The sequence below is a fragment of the Staphylococcus sp. GDY8P85P genome, assembly GCF_017892405.1.
GTDB lineage: Bacteria > Bacillota > Bacilli > Staphylococcales > Staphylococcaceae > Staphylococcus > Staphylococcus borealis.
The window spans coordinates 5,597-22,745 of record NZ_JAESLA010000040.1 but is presented as its reverse complement, the minus strand read 5'-3'; the positions used below and the strand labels follow the sequence as shown (position 1 = coordinate 22,745).

The window sequence follows — 17,149 nt, the reverse complement described above, 5'->3', positions numbered from 1 at the left end:
TTTCACCTACTTAATTTTAAGATTTGTACTGTCGTATTCTCCAACAACCGTCTCGATAGTTATATCATTAAATTGGATACGTCCGTTACCTCTGGTACCGCCGCCACCAAGGTAGTCATTCTCTAATAAGTGAATTGCTTTTTCAATATTCTCAAAATCATTCTCAACTTGTGATTCTTCATCGACATTGTAAATAAATACAAAGTCAAACTCAGATCCTCTTGTTACTCTCTCAATTTGTCTTGGATTTGCAACTGCAGTTAAACGATTAATTGTATTCTCAAATTTCGTTTCTGTATAAGCAATATCATTTTGTGCAAAATGCTCTTTCGTCTTTTCAGAAAAGAATGCATCAGAAATTTGTAGACGAGCTCTTTGAATATTTCCTTTTTCACTTGAACCGAATAATCTTAAAACACTTTCATCGTCTTGGTTATGATTCTCTTGTTTCATTTTCAAGCCAAAATGCTTTGCTAATAAACTTCTCATTTTTCCTTTGATTGAACTGCCAGGTATGATAGGTAATTTAGTTTGTAAATCTCTAACTACAGGGGAATCAATTGCGCCAATCATACTAGATTCACCGCCCCCGCCGATGTGTAAACCAGTAACTACTTCAATTGTTCCTGAAATTTTAATTTTTGAATACATATTAATCCTCCTTTTGATAATATTTAGCGTATGCAACTAGAGCTTCAAAGTATTTACAGTAATCTAAGAAAAATTTTTTTGATTCTTTTTGTATCACTCTATCAATAATTGGGAACATCAATGTTTTTTTCAAGAATTCATCAACACTTTTTTCTCGACCTGCTTCATAATAAAATTTAATTTTTAAATACTCTAATTCATCGATAAATTCTTCATTCAATTGATCTTCAGTCGAATTAAATGCAATAGTATAAAGTCGGTTCACTTGCTCCATCAAATTTCTTAACTTGCTTGTTGTAAGACCGTTAAATAAAACTTGATTTTCTTTACCTCTTTTATCTTTAACTGTCTTTACATTACTTTTTACTACTTCATGTGCAAAAGTTAAATCTATTTTTTTCCCACTTTTTGTTTTAGCTAATATCATACTCAATCAACCTCCCTTATTTGATAAACATAATACTCTAAAGCTGTAATTAATTGATTTTTATCTTTGTCGTTTTGAGCCCAATTAAAAATTTTAGATGTAAATTCCTCTGTCATTTTACTTCTTGCTAATAAATAGGCTAAGCGAGCAATATTAATAGTTTCATTATTTCGCAGTAAAGCTAACATTTTATAAATAAAGGCTTTTCCGTGTTCATCTGTTTGTGAAAACCCATGTTGTAAAACGAGAAGTTTTTCTTCTAAGATATACTTTTTAAACTCATCCCAGTTATATACTTTTTCTTGCACCCAAAGTGCTATCTGATTTTTTTCATCAGTTTTAGCTGCTTCTTCAAGTAGACCTGTCTCAAAAGCCATTTTAGAAATTGGATACTTACCACTGAACATCCCAACACCAGCAGACATTGTTAATTTACCAAGAGTAAAATCTTTAAACTTTTCATTTATATAAACGCTTACTTCTATAATGTCATCCCATGCGCCAATCAAAAATAAATCGTCGCCACCTGAATATATAGCTGTAATTTGATAATTTTCTAATAAATGATTTAATTCATATTTAAAAAATAATGATAATTGACGAGACAATGTAGCTGTTCTTGAAATTGAATTATATTTTTCTGGAATTCCTGATATAAATGTAGCGCCAAGATTATCAATGTCGGCACGTACAACGCCTAAACGCTTAATGCCTTCTTCTCTTTCTACATAACTTCCAATACCTTTTTCTCTCATATCTTTATTTTGACTAGCATAGTCGTAGTCACACATCCATAAATTCGTTGATATTCCTACACCAATATAAGGTTTATTTTTACTGTAAATACGAATGTGATTATTATTTTGTGCTAACCTTTCTGCTTCTTCATAATCGATAACCGATATAAATTTATCGAATGGCATTTTTAATTTTCCAGTTTCTGACAGTACAAAGAATGATTTATCTCTTAAGTCATTTGATATATTAATGATTCCTTCACATATACTGCATAATCCATCATCATTAATATCTATGTCACTTCTTAAACATTCTTTACATTCTCGATCCCCATATGAATGAAAATGATTTAATTTTAATATATCTTCTGAAGAATACTTATGTGCTTTAATATCAGAAAGCTTACTGCTGACATTACGCCAAATATTTCTATAATTACCACTAGTATTCATTAAGTCATTACCACTACATTTTTCAAAAGCAATTGATAATGAGAGATCTGTAGTGAATTCTGACATAAACCAATTTTTTAATTCAGTATTAAATTGATTTATTTTTTCTTTCCCTTTATCTGTATTAGAGACTAATAAATATGCATGGCCTCCACCAGTGTATAAAAGATTTGCTCGTGTTAATTCTAATTTTTCTAGTAATTGATCAACGATTACCTCAAGCATGATTTCTAAGTAAAAACTACGAGATCTTAAACTTTTTAATGCTTTAGAACCACTTATGTTGTAAATAAAATCTTGAATACCACTCATATCCATACTAAGTAGTAAAAAAGCTTCTTTTTGATAAAATTCTTTGGTATTTTCATACTTTGTAAACAATTCATCTTTGTAATTATGTATATTATTTTCATTTAAATAATCAAATATACAACTAGCAATAGCACATGTAATACGACTATGATCATAAAGAGAAATATCAATTAATTGATTTTTATTTGTCGAACTTGGCACATATTGCCATAGACTTTCTGTCCATTGTAATAATGAAGGAAATGTATCTTCTTTAATACTTAATTTGTGCTCTAAATCATAACTCATATCTTTCATTAGTGTTGTATAATTTCCACTTGAATATTGAATGTTCTCAGTTTTAGGATACTCAATATTACTTTCATTAGAAAATTTAAACTTTCCACTTATTTGTTTCAATTTTTCAGAATTCACAATATTAAACACACTATATAGAGGTGTATACTTATCAAAATTAAATGCTTGTTTTTCGTATTCTTCGTCGCCCTCTTCTATAACATCTCGTCTATCAATACCACTCGCAATATTATCGGCAATATAGGTAATATAAGCTGTATTATCATTAGCTAAATTAGCTTTTGCAAGTTCTTTATAATGATGATAAGCAATACTATCGAGCACTTCGTTATCTTTAAATTCTGAAAATTGAGATAAAAAATTGTATCCTAACTTTGAATGCGTTCCTCTTGCAAATGCATGATCATTACTCCGATAGATAATTTTACCTATATCATGTAGTAAAGAACCATACATTAATGTCGTTTTTTTATCCATTGTAACCTCCACTTTATAGAAAAATTAGCTTAGGTTCTTTTCGCACAACAACCTTAACCTCTTTTCCTAATATGGTAATCTGACTATTATTTACCTCATCAGGTAAGACATATAGTGTAATACTTCCAGTATCAGGAATTTCTTGTTGCAGAATTTCTAAAATCTTATCTTTTTTTTGAACATCGCTGACATACCTCTCGTATAAACTAAACTGCTTCATACTAAAACCGAGTTCTAATAATCGAGTACGATACTTACTTGCGACTCTACGTTCAAATTTAGTATCTCTAGGTAAGTCAAAACTAACTAATAAATACATTAGTTCCCCACCTCAATCATTTTAGGTAGTAATAAATAAGTAGGGGTGTTTTCTTCATAGCATCTAATAAGTGATTGAATAACTATCTTCACACTATCAAGTAACCTCACCACTTTTTTATCTATAATGCACTTTTCATACAAAACATTTAACAATAATTTCTTTTCATTTACATCAAATGTATTAATATTTTTCTTAAAAACTATCTCGTACACGATATTATCTACAAAAGGACGAAAAACTTCAATAATATCATCTGCTAAATTAAATGGATTTTCTTTCGAACGATGATTAATGCCTAAACTCATTTCGAATCCATGTAAAGCTAGTTCTTTTTTTATAAAAGATCTAAGTATCGAATACCCATAATTCAACCCTGAGTTAATAATATCATTGTACCGTCCACGTTTAAATTGTTTACCGTATAAATCTTTAAAATAAATTCTTGCAGCCTGTGCTTCTTTATTACTTTTATCTCCAGAACTAACATCTTTTGCTAAGTTTACTAATAACTTCACATTCTCATTATGTAAATTGTTTTCTAAACATTTTGATTGATTAATAATTTTATTTACAACAATCTTTTTCCAAATTCTATCTCTAGTTCTCCCAGATAATTGAAACTGACTTTGAATCCTTTGAAGACGATGAGTCATACCATAAGAAGAAATAAGTTGCGTTAATGGAGAGTGCTTTTTATCACAAAAAATAATAGCGATATCATTTTCTATACATTTAATTACTAATTTATGAGAAAAATAGCTTTTATAATGATCAAAAATAATCGCTTCTATTTCTTCAAACAAATAAAATTTCTCACTTTTATCTATTACATTTCTAAATTTAATACTATTTTCTTTCACGGTAACAAAGTAATGATTTTCTACATAAATAACATCTTTCATTTTTCATCCCCTAAAAATTAATCAATGCGTATTCCATTAAAAATTTACAAATTTTAGAGTGTAATTAAATTTACACTCTGTCCCCTGTTATTCGGGATAGTTATCGATCACCGACGTTTTATTACCTATTGAGCAACTATTACCGTTCTCGTCCCCTATTATTCGGGGTAGTTATCGATCCCTAAAATATTTTTATTAGGTAATGCCGTTAACTTATTCTCGTCCCCTGTTATTCGGGGTAGTTATCGATCTAGAAAAAAGGAGGGTGTTATTCATGGAAGAAATATATTCTCGTCCCCTGTTATTCGGGGTAGTTATCGATCTGATGTAAGAGAAATGATGAAAGATGACGAAGTTGTATTCTCGTCCCCTGTTATTCGGGGTAGTTATCGATCCAAGAATTTAAAGATAACGAATTGAACGGGTTTATATTCTCGTCCCCTGTTATTCGGGGTAGTTATCGATCACTATTAAATGGGCAGTAAAAACAGTTAAAGAAAAATTCTCGTCCCCTGTTATTCGGGGTAGTTATCGATCGGAATACATCGACCACTTAGATAATAACATTCTAATTCTCGTCCCCTGTTATTCGGGGTAGTTATCGATCACAGGATTGTATCTTTTAATAGAGAACAACACTATTAATTCTCGTCCCCTGTTATTCGGGGTAGTTATCGATCGTAGACAGACACATAAAAAATTATGTAAATAGTATAATTCTCGTCCCCTGTTATTCGGGGTAGTTATCGATCATCGGAATTAATGAACTTATAGAATTAGAAAATTATTCTCGTCCCCTGTTATTCGGGGTAGTTATCGATCCAAGATCATAGATGATCTGAAAGGGTGGAAAAAAATTCTCGTCCCCTGTTATTCGGGGTAGTTATCGATCAGATAATCTAGGTATCGGAATTAATGAACTTATAGAATTCTCGTCCCCTGTTATTCGGGGTAGTTATCGATCATATTTGTTGTAAAAACAAAATCACAGCTATCTAAAATTCTCGTCCCCTGTTATTCGGGGTAGTTATCGATCCATGATTTACAATATATTAATGAACTTGTTCATTATTCTCGTCCCCTGTTATTCGGGGTAGTTATCGATCAGATACTTTAATAAATAGCATAACCACAAAGGTTCAAGTGTTATTTTGGCTGTCAAAAACTGTGACAACTAACACCATGCTACTATATGAAATGTCACTTTTTTTGACAAATATTATGATAATTTTCTATATATTAAGAGTATACTACATTTAATACGTTAATAATTAATCATATATAAAACTTAATATAAATTTAACTTTTTCTTCCTTTCTAATTTAAAATAAGAGATAAATTTAATAACTACTGTTCAGGAAAATAAAAAATATACTTCTAAAATAGTAAAGAACCATATATAATAAGTATTTAATTTTAATATATTTAAACTAATAATAATCAAATATACACTATTAACTGAAGATTTCATTGACTTGACATTTATTAAACTTTAGGTCTTGAACAACCCGATTTATCAATCCTATCTGATGACTTTTTAAAAGATGTAGAAGGATTGAAACAGAAAAATGTGGCGGTAGAATTATTAAATCGATTACTCAAGGGACAAGTCAAATCATTAATGAAAACGAATGCGACGGTATCTAAACGTTTCTCTGAAATGTTAAGAAATTCGATTAATAAATATAATAGCCGTTCCATTGAAACATCAAAAGTGATTGAAGAACTCATTCAACTCGCCAAAGATATTAAACAAGAACAACAACGAGGAAATGAATTAGGTTTAAATTCAGATGAAATCGCATTTTTACGATGCTTTAGTTTCACATGAAACAGCGAAAAAAAGGAATGGAAGATGAAGAACTACGTGCGATTGCTCATGAGCTAACTAAAAAAGTGAAAGAAAATATGGGGGTGATTGGTCTAAACGTGATAGCGCAAAAGCTAAAATGCGCGTAGCTGTTAGACGATTACTTAAAAAATATAGCTATCCACCAGATTTATAAAAATGGCTGTAGAGCAAGCAGAACTTATGGCGAGTAATCAATAAAAAAATAAACTAAAAGAGCATCTCTCACCGCAAAGTGAAGGATGCTCTAATTTTATTAAAAGTAATATATTTTTATTTTGATAGGTAATAATTAATAATATCTTGTAAATCATTGTTAAGTACCGTTGTAATAGAGCCATTATTCATAAAATCTTCATAGATTTTATCTAGTATTTCTTCATCTTCAATCGCTGTGAAATGATGTACTAATCCTTTTACGATCGATATATAATTTTGTGATGCTAAACAATTAGCAACCGTTCGCCAGTCTGAGTGTGTAGTTTCATGGTTCATAGATAATCCTCCTTTTATTTCAAAATCCATTTTTGACGTGCTTTAGGGTTAAGTGGATGCATAATGTCATTTGTTGCTGGGTTTATGAGTTTTTTGACTTTCTTTTTATGAGGTTTTAACATTTCCATCACTTGCTCAACACGTTCGACGACAACAGGCCGCTTTGCATAGGCGCCATAAGCTAGAATTACTGTATCACTCTCACTAATTGCTTTCATCAAATGGATGTCTGTGTGTTTATCATAAGGTTCTTTAATATGTTTAAGATTCTCTGGTGTTTTAATATTAGAGAATAGATTCACTAGATATACAGCGCCATATTGTTCAGAATTCGCTAATTGGTTGAGGATAAGAACAGTAGTAAGATCGAGTGATAATACGCCATCTAAATGAGGATACATCGTTATCACTGTACAAACAGGTTTCTTTTCATCCCAAGTCTTTTTGAGTAAGTAGCGGTGTTGTTCATCATCGCTAAATATAGCTTCTGTGTGTATCGTACTTTTGATTGTATTCATCAACGTCACTCCTTTTAGTATTCTTCTGGTAAAAGCATCACATAATAAAAAACGTCTACATCATCTTCACGAATGACGTAGACTTTCTTAGGTAATGCATTTTGATTTTTTTCATAGTTTATATAGTGATATTCTAACTTGTATGCGGGCTGTTCTTGTTCATGTGTAATTGACAACATATTATCATCTTCTTGTAGTTTGAAAATGTGTAGGTAATCGGTATGAGGCTGGTTATCTTTTTCTTCTACCATGTGCCAAAGTAAGATTTGAAGGTCTAGAGATAGTTGTTCACTAATGCCTCTCGTGATGTATCGATTGATGTTCATACTATTTTCCTCCATTCTGCTTTTCTTTCATGATCTCAATCACTTCGTTAATGACTGTAACAGATAGCTGAGCAACCTTGATCCAGTTCATAATTACTCGCCCCCTTTTTGTAACAAGTAGCGTTCATCAATAATAATTTGATGAGTGTCATTTAAAAATATAAAGTCTAAATCAAAATTATCTAAATAACCTATTGCTACTAATTCCTTATCTAGATAACATAAAAAAGGGTAAATGCTGATTTCATGTAATTCATCATTGTAATAGGTAAAAGTATTTAAAATTTTATGTTCAAGTGGACTATTTTTAATATATTTTTCAGGTAATACATCTTCAGCCACCGCATCTATGGTTTCACAAGCCCAAGTTTCTTGATAATTTAATTTAAATCGTTCAGTGATATACGTTTTAAGTTGTTTGCTTAGCGTCATTATAATGACCTCCTTAATTAATAATGTGTACTCCATAAATAAAATATATATTTATAAAATATTTCAAAACTCCTCCACTTTTGTCACTCTAAAAAAGTGGTAAAAGTGATAAATTTTCAATCCTATTTTTCTTTGTGACATTTATCACAAAGTTAAATTTAGGTATAAAAAAAGACCCCCAATCTTTTTTCAAAGATTGAGGGATAAGACTTTCATCAATTTTATACCTTACAAGTTTTACTTGTTTATCTGTCGTAATTTCAATTGAATCAATTAACATTTTCATAAGTTGATTTTTAGCTTCGGGTGTAGCCTTTCTTAAGTACACACTGAATCGTGTTATCATCAAAATGAGTCGTGCTTTTAACTTATCAAAATTGGGTATATCATCCTGTGATTGATTTGCTTGTTTTGCTTCTTTAATTTGTTGGTCTAATACTTCTAACTGTTGATTCATTTCACTTTGTTTAGCTTTTAACATTTCGCTATCCATTTCATCATCTAAGAACAATTCCAATAATCGTTCTTGTTGTGTTTTAACTTTTGCTTTTTGTTTTTCTAGACTATCAATATCATATTTTATTTCTGTTTGTTTACTATGCTTTTGTTTCAGTTCTTCTATCACACTTGACGCAATCTGCTTAATAACATTAGGTTGTGAAAGAATACGATTCAAATGAACATTGATTACGCGTTCGACGACTTCAGCATTAATCGCATTACTATGACAGGCAGAACTTCCTGAGCGATTGAATAATGAACAAATGTAATAGCGTTTGATTGTGCGTTCTTTGGACTTTTTCGTTTTATAATACGTCCGTCGACATACCATATTATTTCCGCATTCTGGGCATTTAATAAGGCCACGTAAGTAGAAATCTCCACCAATAGGTCGACCCGGTTTAAAACTTTTAGAAGCTAGTTTCTCATGAACTTGATCAAATACATCTTCACTTATAATGGCTTCATGCTTACCTTTGACCAATATCACATCATTTTTATCACTTTTACCACTTCTTCGCTGAACAGCCCAATTTTGATGATTATTGAATCTGACATAGCCTTTATAGACTGGATTATTCAAAATGTATTTCACGCCAAACACTGAAAATGGTTTTTGATTAATGGTACGATATCCTTTTTGATTTAGAATTGTCGTGATTGCTTTAAATCCTTTATTGTGATTCAAATATAAATCAAAGATTTCCCGTACAATATGAGCTTCATTTTCATCAATAACTAAATCATTTTTCTGTGTCAATGGATTAAGTGATAATTTGTAGCCTAAAACACGACCGGTGATTGCCTCTCCGCTCCTTGCCTTAGCATTCATAGAAAGTTTCACATTGGAAATCAAAGTCTGGCGTTCTATAGATCCTATTAGTCCAAACATTGTAACGAGTACTTCTCCAGAAGCATTGGATGTATCAATATTCTCAGAAATCGATTTATACCCTACGTCATGTTCTTTGAATTCATGAATAATATTAAACACGTCTCTCATTGAGCGAGAAATACGATTCAATTTCCAACTTAATACCATTTCGATTTTATTATCCTTAACATCTTGTAATAGACGTTTCATTGCCGGACGACCTTCAATATTTTTACCTGAAATGCCTGAGTCAGTATATGTCTCATAGTCATAACCTGGGAAATTTTTCATAACTTCTTTGATGAGTAGTTGTTCCTGCTCCTTTTCAGAATAACCATGTTCTGACTGCTCAGACGTACTAACACGTGAATAAAGTGCAATTTTACCCTTCATATCATACCGCTCCTTTTATTAGATTATTGCTACAGACCATCGGTCTTGTAACAACATATAGATAATATATATTTATAATTTCGTTTCATTTTTATCACTTTTACCACTTAATCATATGAGTACTACAGGCAACTGCCTGTAGTACGTAATTAGATTACTTACCTTTATTGATACGTTCTTCTATGATAGGCACAAGCACTTCTACAAATGCTTCAATTTGTTCATTATTCATCGTCAAAGTCCTCCCAACCTAAGTTCAAATCATCTTCGTATAAGAATTCATCATCTGTTACATTCTCATTTTTATCGAATGAAATCATGTCATCTTTTTTATCAGTTTCTTTCCATCCTAAATCGACCCAATACTTATAACCATTATTTAGTCTACTTTGTACATTAAAGTTAGCTTGAACCAAATCATTAATAACTTGAGAGCTTACTTTAATTTCATCTCTAATAACCTCATTTAGCCTAGACACTTTGATACGTGACCCTGGTTTGATTTCTATAAGTTTTCTGAGTAAATTAATACACGCTTTCTGATGTGCAATATTTGCTGATTTACTAGAAACAAATTCATATCCAAAATTTAACCAATCATGAGAAATTTCAGTAACACGATCATTTTGGAGGTACTCGATATCATTTTTTACAATTTGCTTATACACATACATCAAGTAAAGAAAGATTTCTTTCTTTTCATCCTGTAACTTTTCAATTAAGTCAGGGTCAGCTTTTTCAACATAATATTCACATGGAATAACAGCAATTCTACGCTCTAATGCTTTTGCATGTGATGATGGAAAATTGAGTACAGCATTCGTATTAAAAATGAGTTTTAAATCTAAAGTAACTTCTACTTGCGTTCTTCCTTTACGGTCAGCATGAATTGGTTCAACAGATAGTAATTTTTTGAAATCATTCACAGTTGCTTCATCAATATTAGCTTTCCCCACTTCATCACTTGCCATAATTCGTTTACCAATTAGACTTTCCTTATCGAAACGCCCGCCAAGTTCATTAAGTGTTTTAGATACGATATCATTACTATAAAAGAATGACTTAACTAATTTAATATAGACCGATTTCCCATTTTTTGCAGTTCCATACAAAAAAAGTCCACGACGTAGTTTAGTATCTGCCGTCAATAACACTGCCATATGTTGGAAAAGGAAATATTGTAAATCATGGTCATAATTCGCCAACTCTAACATATATTGTTTGAAATTCGGGGGTATCTTGTCCGTAATCGTGTCATTTATATCTAATTCCAAATCTAAGCGTGTTTTAGGGAATATTTCAAGGTCATTATCAACCACTTTAAAGGTCTTTAGATTGAACATATTTCGTCCACAACCAATGTACTGTCTATGCTCAACAAGTTTTTCTATGTCCGTTGATTTCTGTATGCCATCTACTACGTTTTTCAAAGTACTTAGTGAAGGTTTATAATCAACTAGCAACACTTGTATCATTTTAGATATCAACCCTTGCAATTCATCTTCACTTACCTTTTGCCAACCTTTATCTTTGAAAACAAACAACTCTGAATCAAAACGCTTGATATGAAAAATACATATCATCATTTCCACTAATATTGTGTCATTTGGCTTTTTTTGAATACCAAAATAACTGTATATGTTAGGTCTATAGTCGACATCTTTAGGAATGTTAAGCTGTAGCTTATCGATAAGCTCGTTATACACCATTACAGCTTGTTCAGAATCATCCATTTCATCATTTCCAATACTACTTGTTAGGATGGCAATCAGACCTTTACGGTCGATTGCCTCCATACCCACTTTTAATAATTTTATTAACATTTCTAAAATATGATTCATTACAATACCCCTCCAAATTCATCTAATGGTGCTACATCTTGAATATAATAATTTCCGTTATATTGCCCTACAAGGACCAAATGTTTTCGATCAATGTATGGATCATAATTAATGTGGTTTACGTTATAGTTACTGTGACGTTTAATCCAATCAGCAATTGATAATTGGTGACTCATAGATTTTACGGTAATATTGCGATTTACATAGTGCGTTTCTTGGTTAAGTTCTACTTCATACGTAAACTGATGTTTAATATCACCTGAGAAGTTCTTCTCGTACACAGAATGTAACGTAGCAACGTATATAGATCCTTCTTTTAACAATGTACTTTGGGGAATTTGAAGACTTTTTCCTCTATCATTATTCATTGTCTATACCTCCTAAAGCTTCCACTGTCACATGTGCAAATTCACCATTAAACAGTTGATTAGCTGTATCTTTCATGAGCTGTGCTACATTTTGTGCAATCCCCTTATCATTACATTCAATCATAATCGCATCGTGTATCGGCACTATAATCTTGAACGTTTTTTTTTCGCACTGTGCTTTGTACACTTCCAACAAAATGTGCTTGAAAATATAGCTTGCTACCGTTTGTACATAAATTGCCATAATACTACTACCTTGAAATGCGCTCATATCATGTTCAATGCCGTAAGGCGTAGGCATTGTTTTATATTTTTCGACTTGCTCCTTAAATTCAATGACCTTCTTGAATTTGCTCATTACTTGTAGCCAGTTAATTTCACTAACCTCTTGATTGATTTTGAATTTAGAGCTACTATAACGACCGCCAAAAAGAAATGACCCTATAAATGCACGTTTCACACTCACGCGCTTCTCTTTTGACAAAGATAAGTCTCTCAGTAATGCATCGTATAACCCTTCTTCATGATTCAAGTAGTCAATCAGTTGTTCGTCTTGTGTCATATACGCAGCAACTGATGGTTCGAATGATTTAAAATCTATTGTATAAACCTTTTTAAATTGCGAAGGTAAAATCATTTGTTGGACTAATTTAGGCAAGCCTTGAACATTAAATCTTTTCGTTGTGATCCGATGTGTTCGTGTGCCAATCAACGATAATTGCGTATATAATCGATTCGTACCATTTAATGACTGATCTAATCTATCAAATAGCTGTTCGATTTTATCAAAATGTTCATCGTTCTTAGCCTTTTCAAGCATTGTCGCTTTGATATCAGGTAATTTATCGGTATCAAGGTTAATAGATTCTGATTCAATCTCTTTCTTTAATGGTTCTAAATTATGGTGTACTTCCACGTATTGGTCTAGCTTAGCTTTTTCATTAGCCAAAAGCTCATTATATTGTTGATCTAGCTGTTGGCTAATTTGTCTTTGTAGCTGCTGAACTTTATCTTGATTTGAAAATTTGTTCATTAAAAAGTGTTCTGTTTTATTGCTTTGAGGCAATTTTGTAATTAAATCACGTATATTTGCTTGATACATGGTGATTTGCTCCTTCTATAAGTTATTACACAATAATCTCCCGGGCTGATTATCATGTGAACATCACAACGTTGTACCTATACTATAAATGACTCAAATTAATTGCTTAATGGCTTCCATAACATTGATTCCTGTAATGGAAGCGTAAAATTACAATTAAAAAGCCAACTCATTCTTGAGTTGGCTCATTATAGTTATTGTTTTTTTGTATTTGGACTAATATCATACAAATTGCTCTTAATTTTAACTGACAATAAATTATCGATAGAAACATTTATTTTATTCTTTAATTTGGAGTCAATATCGCTTTTATCATCAAAAGCATGATATGTTTCTTCTTTATTTTTTCTTCTCTCATCTTTATCATCAATAGCATCATCAGGATAATGTTGCTCTCTTCCGCTAGACTTACTTATTTCAAGAGAAAATGGCGTTAATTTACTTTTTATTCTACTAAGTTCCTTTAAAAACGATCTATAATATCTTGCATTTTCATCATTCGAATTTATACCATTATTTAGTAAGTAAATACCTAATCTGTCTATTGAATTTTCAACATCATTGAAAAGTTGTTTGAATAAATCTGAATCATCTTTTTCATACTTAAATTTGCTTGTTGCTACTAATTTTTCAATGGTACTACTTCTATCATATCTTTCTTTTTCAAACAATGTTTGCATATTATAATTAATACTTTCCTGACCTATTTCTTGATTCAAATAATTGATTAATAATTGATCCAAAAAGGGCATTTTTATTTTATATTTATCTACAAAATATAAAATGTAACCTCTATTTCCATTTACCCTTGCTTTTACTAAGTTATTACTAAACTCAAAGCAATGGTATAAATAATTAAAGTTTAGTTTCTGATTTCGATTTGCGTTATTAAATTGAATCTTATTATATTCATTTTGGATATCGTTAATAACTTTACCATTGAATTCAGTAATTTTCTCGCTAATCTGCTCCCAATTCTTCACCCCACCGTCTGTCAAAAAATAATCTTTAAAATAATTGAAATGAACCTTATCTTCATCAGCCTCATTGATTGTTTCTTCAATTGCATGAGACAACATTCTATATAATTTGTTACCCTCATAATAATTGCTCTCCAAAACTTTATGCATAAAACTTTCAAGTTGCAATTTTAATTTTTCACTTTCAGAGTACCATCTACATTGAGATTGATATGTAAAATCAGTCAATAATTTTTCCTTTAAAGAAGAATTTTCCATACTTATAATTTCTTTCATTATATCTTCAAAATACTCATAAAAACTATGAGAATCCCCACTTAATATTGCTTTTTCAATAGTTGGAATATGTTTATAATTATTATCTGACTTTGGTAATGGATGCTTATCAAGTATTTTCGATAACATATCTATAATTTGATATTGAAGTCTATTAAATTCATAGTTAGATCTTTGAGAAATGTATCTTTCACCAAATTGACCTCTTTCATATTCAGGATTATTAGAATTATAAAATGGCTGATATTTTGCAACATCTACACCATACATTTTGTTCAATAATTTTAATTTGTTCGTGAAAGTTGTACCCTTGACACCTTGTTTCTCTTGTAAATGTCTTTTTTTATAAGTTATTTTAGGATTTTCTTTTACAAGATTGAAATAACTAGATACTTGATACTTATATTCAGATTTTTCTTTATTGTAGAGATAAATATCAATATGAACCTTAAACACCTCTTGAAAAGCTTGCTTTTTATTTTTAGAATCATTCATGAGTTGCTTTAAAGCATTATACAATTGATTTTTATCCTCTTCTAATATTTGATTTGAAAATTTGCATAAATACCATTCTTTAGTCACATCAATGTCATTTGTTCGCTCATTTAAGTAACAATGTTCTTGAATGCCTCGTTGAATACTACTTAATGATTCACTTTCAAACTGTATTTTTATGCCTTGACTATCCAATATTACTTTACCAAAATTAATCATAAACTGCTCATATGTACTAATAAAATCTTGTACCTCTCCTGCATATTCTGGTTGTAACAACGGTGATAATGGAATTTTATCTTCCATAGGCAAAATTTTAAACTTTTTGGTACACTCTTTTATATTATTTATAATTTGATCATCGATATGAACCGTATACTGCATATATGTAGTATTTTCAGTAGATTTTAGAGCTGTAATATTTTTATTCACTTAATTCACCTTCATTGACCCATCTTTATTTAATTATAACTATTTATGTATGCTGTAGCACTACCACTACCCAATTTTAAATTTGGTAATGCTTTTTTGTATAAATTTAAATTGTTTAATGTTGTCATCTTTTTGTTATTACAATTATGATTAAATTACTATTAATACATGTTTATTATTTTAGTTAATTCAACTTTAACAGCATTTTTCAAACTATTAGGGGTCTCTACTTTTACATTGACACCACCTGTGACAATTAACTTAGCTATAAAATCTATATCTTTCGCGTTCACTTTTGATTTAAATAAATATGTCTCTTCGTCAATATTTTCAATCATATAGTCACTCCACAGGTAGCCTTTCAAGATATTCAATCCCATAACATTGCTTCTAATAAGAATATCAATAGCTGTTTCATTTTTAACCATGAACTGTTGAAAATTCTGCATAGTTATATCATTACACTCTTGAGTCTCTCCCATTTCATATAGTTCTTTTATTTTCGAAATATTTAATAGATTCACTAACTTTGATTCTATATTAGCTACAACAAAATACCATTGATGATTTTTATACATAATGCCAATACCTTTATATTGTTCTTTAATATAGTTTTGTGAATAACAGGTTTCAAAAGACTTATTCTCAATTATCAATCTAATGATTTCATTAAATAACTTATAACTTTTGAACTGATACTTATCTTCATTAAAATATTGAAATAGATCATTATATTGGTTTATTAACTCTTTTTTATTCGAGTTATTATATAATTTTTTTAATATTTCTTGATATTCTGTTTGAAAAGGTAGATTACTCACATTTGAAATACTCGAAAGTGTAAATACTAAAGCTTTCAACTCTTCATCTGAGATTGCTATTTTCGTTTGGTCTCGATTACCTATGATCGTATAACCACCATTTTTCCCTGGATTACTATATAAAGGTACTCCTAATGCTTCAATTTCTTTTATATCCCTTAAAGCGGTACTACGAGAAATATTAAATTCTGACATTAAATCATTTAATTTGAAGTTCCTATTTTCATTACAATATTCAATCATATTATATAATCTAACAGATTTTTTCATTATTATTCTCCTTTTAGTGTCAATAGATGACACTAATTAAGTATATACTCTATTTATAACAAATCTAAGGAGGAAAAAACATGAAATTTCAAGTAAGTCCATATTTTTTAATCACTCAAAATGCAGAGGGTTTAAAAAAGTTGTATGAAGAGCTGTTTGGCGCTAAAACACTGTATATTCAACGTATTAAAGATAGACCTATAGATAAGAAACTTAATATTGACGAAAATGATTTAAATAAAATTGATCAATGTGTACTTCAATTTGGAGATATAAAAATTATGATCGCAGATGACACTGAAGGTTTGCCCATAACACAAGGTAATAATATATCTCTTTGTCTCACTTTTGACCAAGTAGAAGAAACTAAACATGTATATGACCAGTTAATAGAAAAAGGCAGTGAGGTATTGAAAACATTTAGTCCAGAATTCTATACTGAAGGTTATGGTTATGTAAGAGATCCTTATGGTATCTCTTTGCATTTATTTACAAAGAGAAAAAATTAGGTTCTGCTGCAAAGTTGAAAAATAAATGTCTAATCTCAATTTTAAAATAATACTTTGTGTTAACTTGTTAGCATGATGCTAATTTCATG

16 protein-coding genes, 2 pseudogenes and 1 CRISPR repeat array are annotated in these 17,149 nt (G+C 30.3%); of the genes and pseudogenes, 2 read left to right on the top strand and 16 right to left on the bottom strand.

Annotated features, from left to right (window positions below; all coding sequences use genetic code 11):
- Window positions 1-6 precede the first annotated feature (6 nt).
- From csm3 to cas1, 5 genes are read right to left on the bottom strand one after another with little or no spacing between them, the layout of a single operon-like run.
- A complete protein-coding gene (gene csm3 / locus KA828_RS08680) occupies window positions 7-651 on the bottom strand; it encodes a type III-A CRISPR-associated RAMP protein Csm3 (RefSeq protein ID WP_000286998.1) in 645 nt (214 codons plus the stop codon).
- Between the two features lies 1 nt (window position 652).
- Window positions 653-1,078: a type III-A CRISPR-associated protein Csm2 gene (gene csm2 / locus KA828_RS08675; protein WP_000599362.1), complete on the bottom strand. Its 426-nt coding sequence runs from the start codon at window positions 1,076-1,078 to the stop codon at window positions 653-655.
- Between the two features lie 2 nt (window positions 1,079-1,080).
- Window positions 1,081-3,354 carry a type III-A CRISPR-associated protein Cas10/Csm1 gene (gene cas10, locus KA828_RS08670; protein WP_000359017.1) on the bottom strand — a complete coding sequence of 758 codons (2,274 nt, stop codon included), beginning with the start codon at window positions 3,352-3,354 and terminating at the stop codon, window positions 1,081-1,083.
- A 13-nt stretch (window positions 3,355-3,367) separates the two neighbouring features.
- Entirely contained in the window at window positions 3,368-3,673 is a 306-nt protein-coding gene (cas2, locus tag KA828_RS08665; RefSeq protein WP_000281076.1) for a CRISPR-associated endonuclease Cas2, read from the bottom strand.
- The gene (gene cas1, locus KA828_RS08660) at window positions 3,673-4,578 is read right to left on the bottom strand and encodes a type II CRISPR-associated endonuclease Cas1 (protein WP_000655859.1); all 906 of its coding nucleotides are present in this window, start codon (window positions 4,576-4,578) and stop codon (window positions 3,673-3,675) included. Before cas1 ends, cas2 begins: the two co-directional genes overlap by 1 nt.
- A 73-nt stretch (window positions 4,579-4,651) precedes the next feature.
- Window positions 4,652-5,684: a CRISPR direct-repeat array (repeat unit 36 nt; unit sequence ATTCTCGTCCCCTGTTATTCGGGGTAGTTATCGATC).
- 383 nt (window positions 5,685-6,067) lie between these two features.
- Between cas1 and KA828_RS13170 the strand changes: the two are divergent.
- Window positions 6,068-6,628 (top strand): annotated as a pseudogene (locus KA828_RS13170) (DUF3387 domain-containing protein); the annotation flags it as partial.
- A gap of 72 nt (window positions 6,629-6,700) precedes the next feature.
- Here the strand turns inward: KA828_RS13170 and KA828_RS08645 are convergent.
- The 11 genes and pseudogenes from KA828_RS08645 to KA828_RS08600 form a co-directional block, all read right to left on the bottom strand.
- A complete protein-coding gene (locus KA828_RS08645; protein WP_001015193.1) occupies window positions 6,701-6,922 on the bottom strand; it encodes a hypothetical protein in 222 nt (73 codons plus the stop codon).
- A 14-nt stretch (window positions 6,923-6,936) separates the two neighbouring features.
- On the bottom strand, window positions 6,937-7,440 hold the full coding sequence (locus KA828_RS08640) for a DUF1643 domain-containing protein (RefSeq protein WP_001092190.1): 504 nt from the start codon (window positions 7,438-7,440) through the stop codon (window positions 6,937-6,939).
- Between the two features lie 14 nt (window positions 7,441-7,454).
- Window positions 7,455-7,766, bottom strand: coding sequence for a DUF960 family protein (locus KA828_RS08635; RefSeq protein WP_001024805.1), 312 nt, complete (start codon window positions 7,764-7,766; stop codon window positions 7,455-7,457).
- A gap of 93 nt (window positions 7,767-7,859) precedes the next feature.
- Entirely contained in the window at window positions 7,860-8,198 is a 339-nt protein-coding gene (locus KA828_RS08630; RefSeq protein ID WP_000175888.1) for an SAUGI family uracil-DNA glycosylase inhibitor, read from the bottom strand.
- Window positions 8,199-8,286: 88 nt separating this feature from the next.
- Window positions 8,287-9,966, bottom strand: coding sequence for a cassette chromosome recombinase CcrC (ccrC, locus tag KA828_RS08625; RefSeq protein WP_000676592.1), 1,680 nt, complete (start codon window positions 9,964-9,966; stop codon window positions 8,287-8,289).
- Window positions 9,967-10,190: 224 nt separating this feature from the next.
- Window positions 10,191-11,807, bottom strand: a complete 1,617-nt coding sequence (locus KA828_RS08620) for a DUF5906 domain-containing protein (protein WP_001015575.1) — start codon at window positions 11,805-11,807, stop codon at window positions 10,191-10,193.
- Window positions 11,807-12,175, bottom strand: a complete 369-nt coding sequence (locus tag KA828_RS08615; protein WP_001058155.1) for a hypothetical protein — start codon at window positions 12,173-12,175, stop codon at window positions 11,807-11,809. Before KA828_RS08615 ends, KA828_RS08620 begins: the two co-directional genes overlap by 1 nt.
- A complete protein-coding gene (locus KA828_RS08610; RefSeq protein ID WP_000283873.1) occupies window positions 12,168-13,277 on the bottom strand; it encodes a DNA polymerase in 1,110 nt (369 codons plus the stop codon). The genes KA828_RS08615 and KA828_RS08610 overlap by 8 nt, the downstream gene beginning before the upstream one ends.
- Window positions 13,278-13,471: 194 nt before the next feature.
- Window positions 13,472-15,460, bottom strand: coding sequence for a hypothetical protein (locus KA828_RS08605; protein ID WP_001038847.1), 1,989 nt, complete (start codon window positions 15,458-15,460; stop codon window positions 13,472-13,474).
- Between the two features lie 29 nt (window positions 15,461-15,489).
- Window positions 15,490-15,582 (bottom strand): annotated as a pseudogene (locus KA828_RS13420) (LEM-3-like GIY-YIG domain-containing protein); the annotation flags it as partial.
- Between the two features lie 39 nt (window positions 15,583-15,621).
- Window positions 15,622-16,551, bottom strand: a complete 930-nt coding sequence (locus KA828_RS08600) for a helix-turn-helix transcriptional regulator (protein WP_000750311.1) — start codon at window positions 16,549-16,551, stop codon at window positions 15,622-15,624.
- Window positions 16,552-16,631: 80 nt separating this feature from the next.
- Here KA828_RS08600 and KA828_RS08595 point away from each other — a divergent pair, with 80 nt between their 5' ends.
- Window positions 16,632-17,060: a VOC family protein gene (locus KA828_RS08595; RefSeq protein WP_000671996.1), complete on the top strand. Its 429-nt coding sequence runs from the start codon at window positions 16,632-16,634 to the stop codon at window positions 17,058-17,060.
- The last annotated feature ends 89 nt before the right edge of the window (window positions 17,061-17,149 follow it).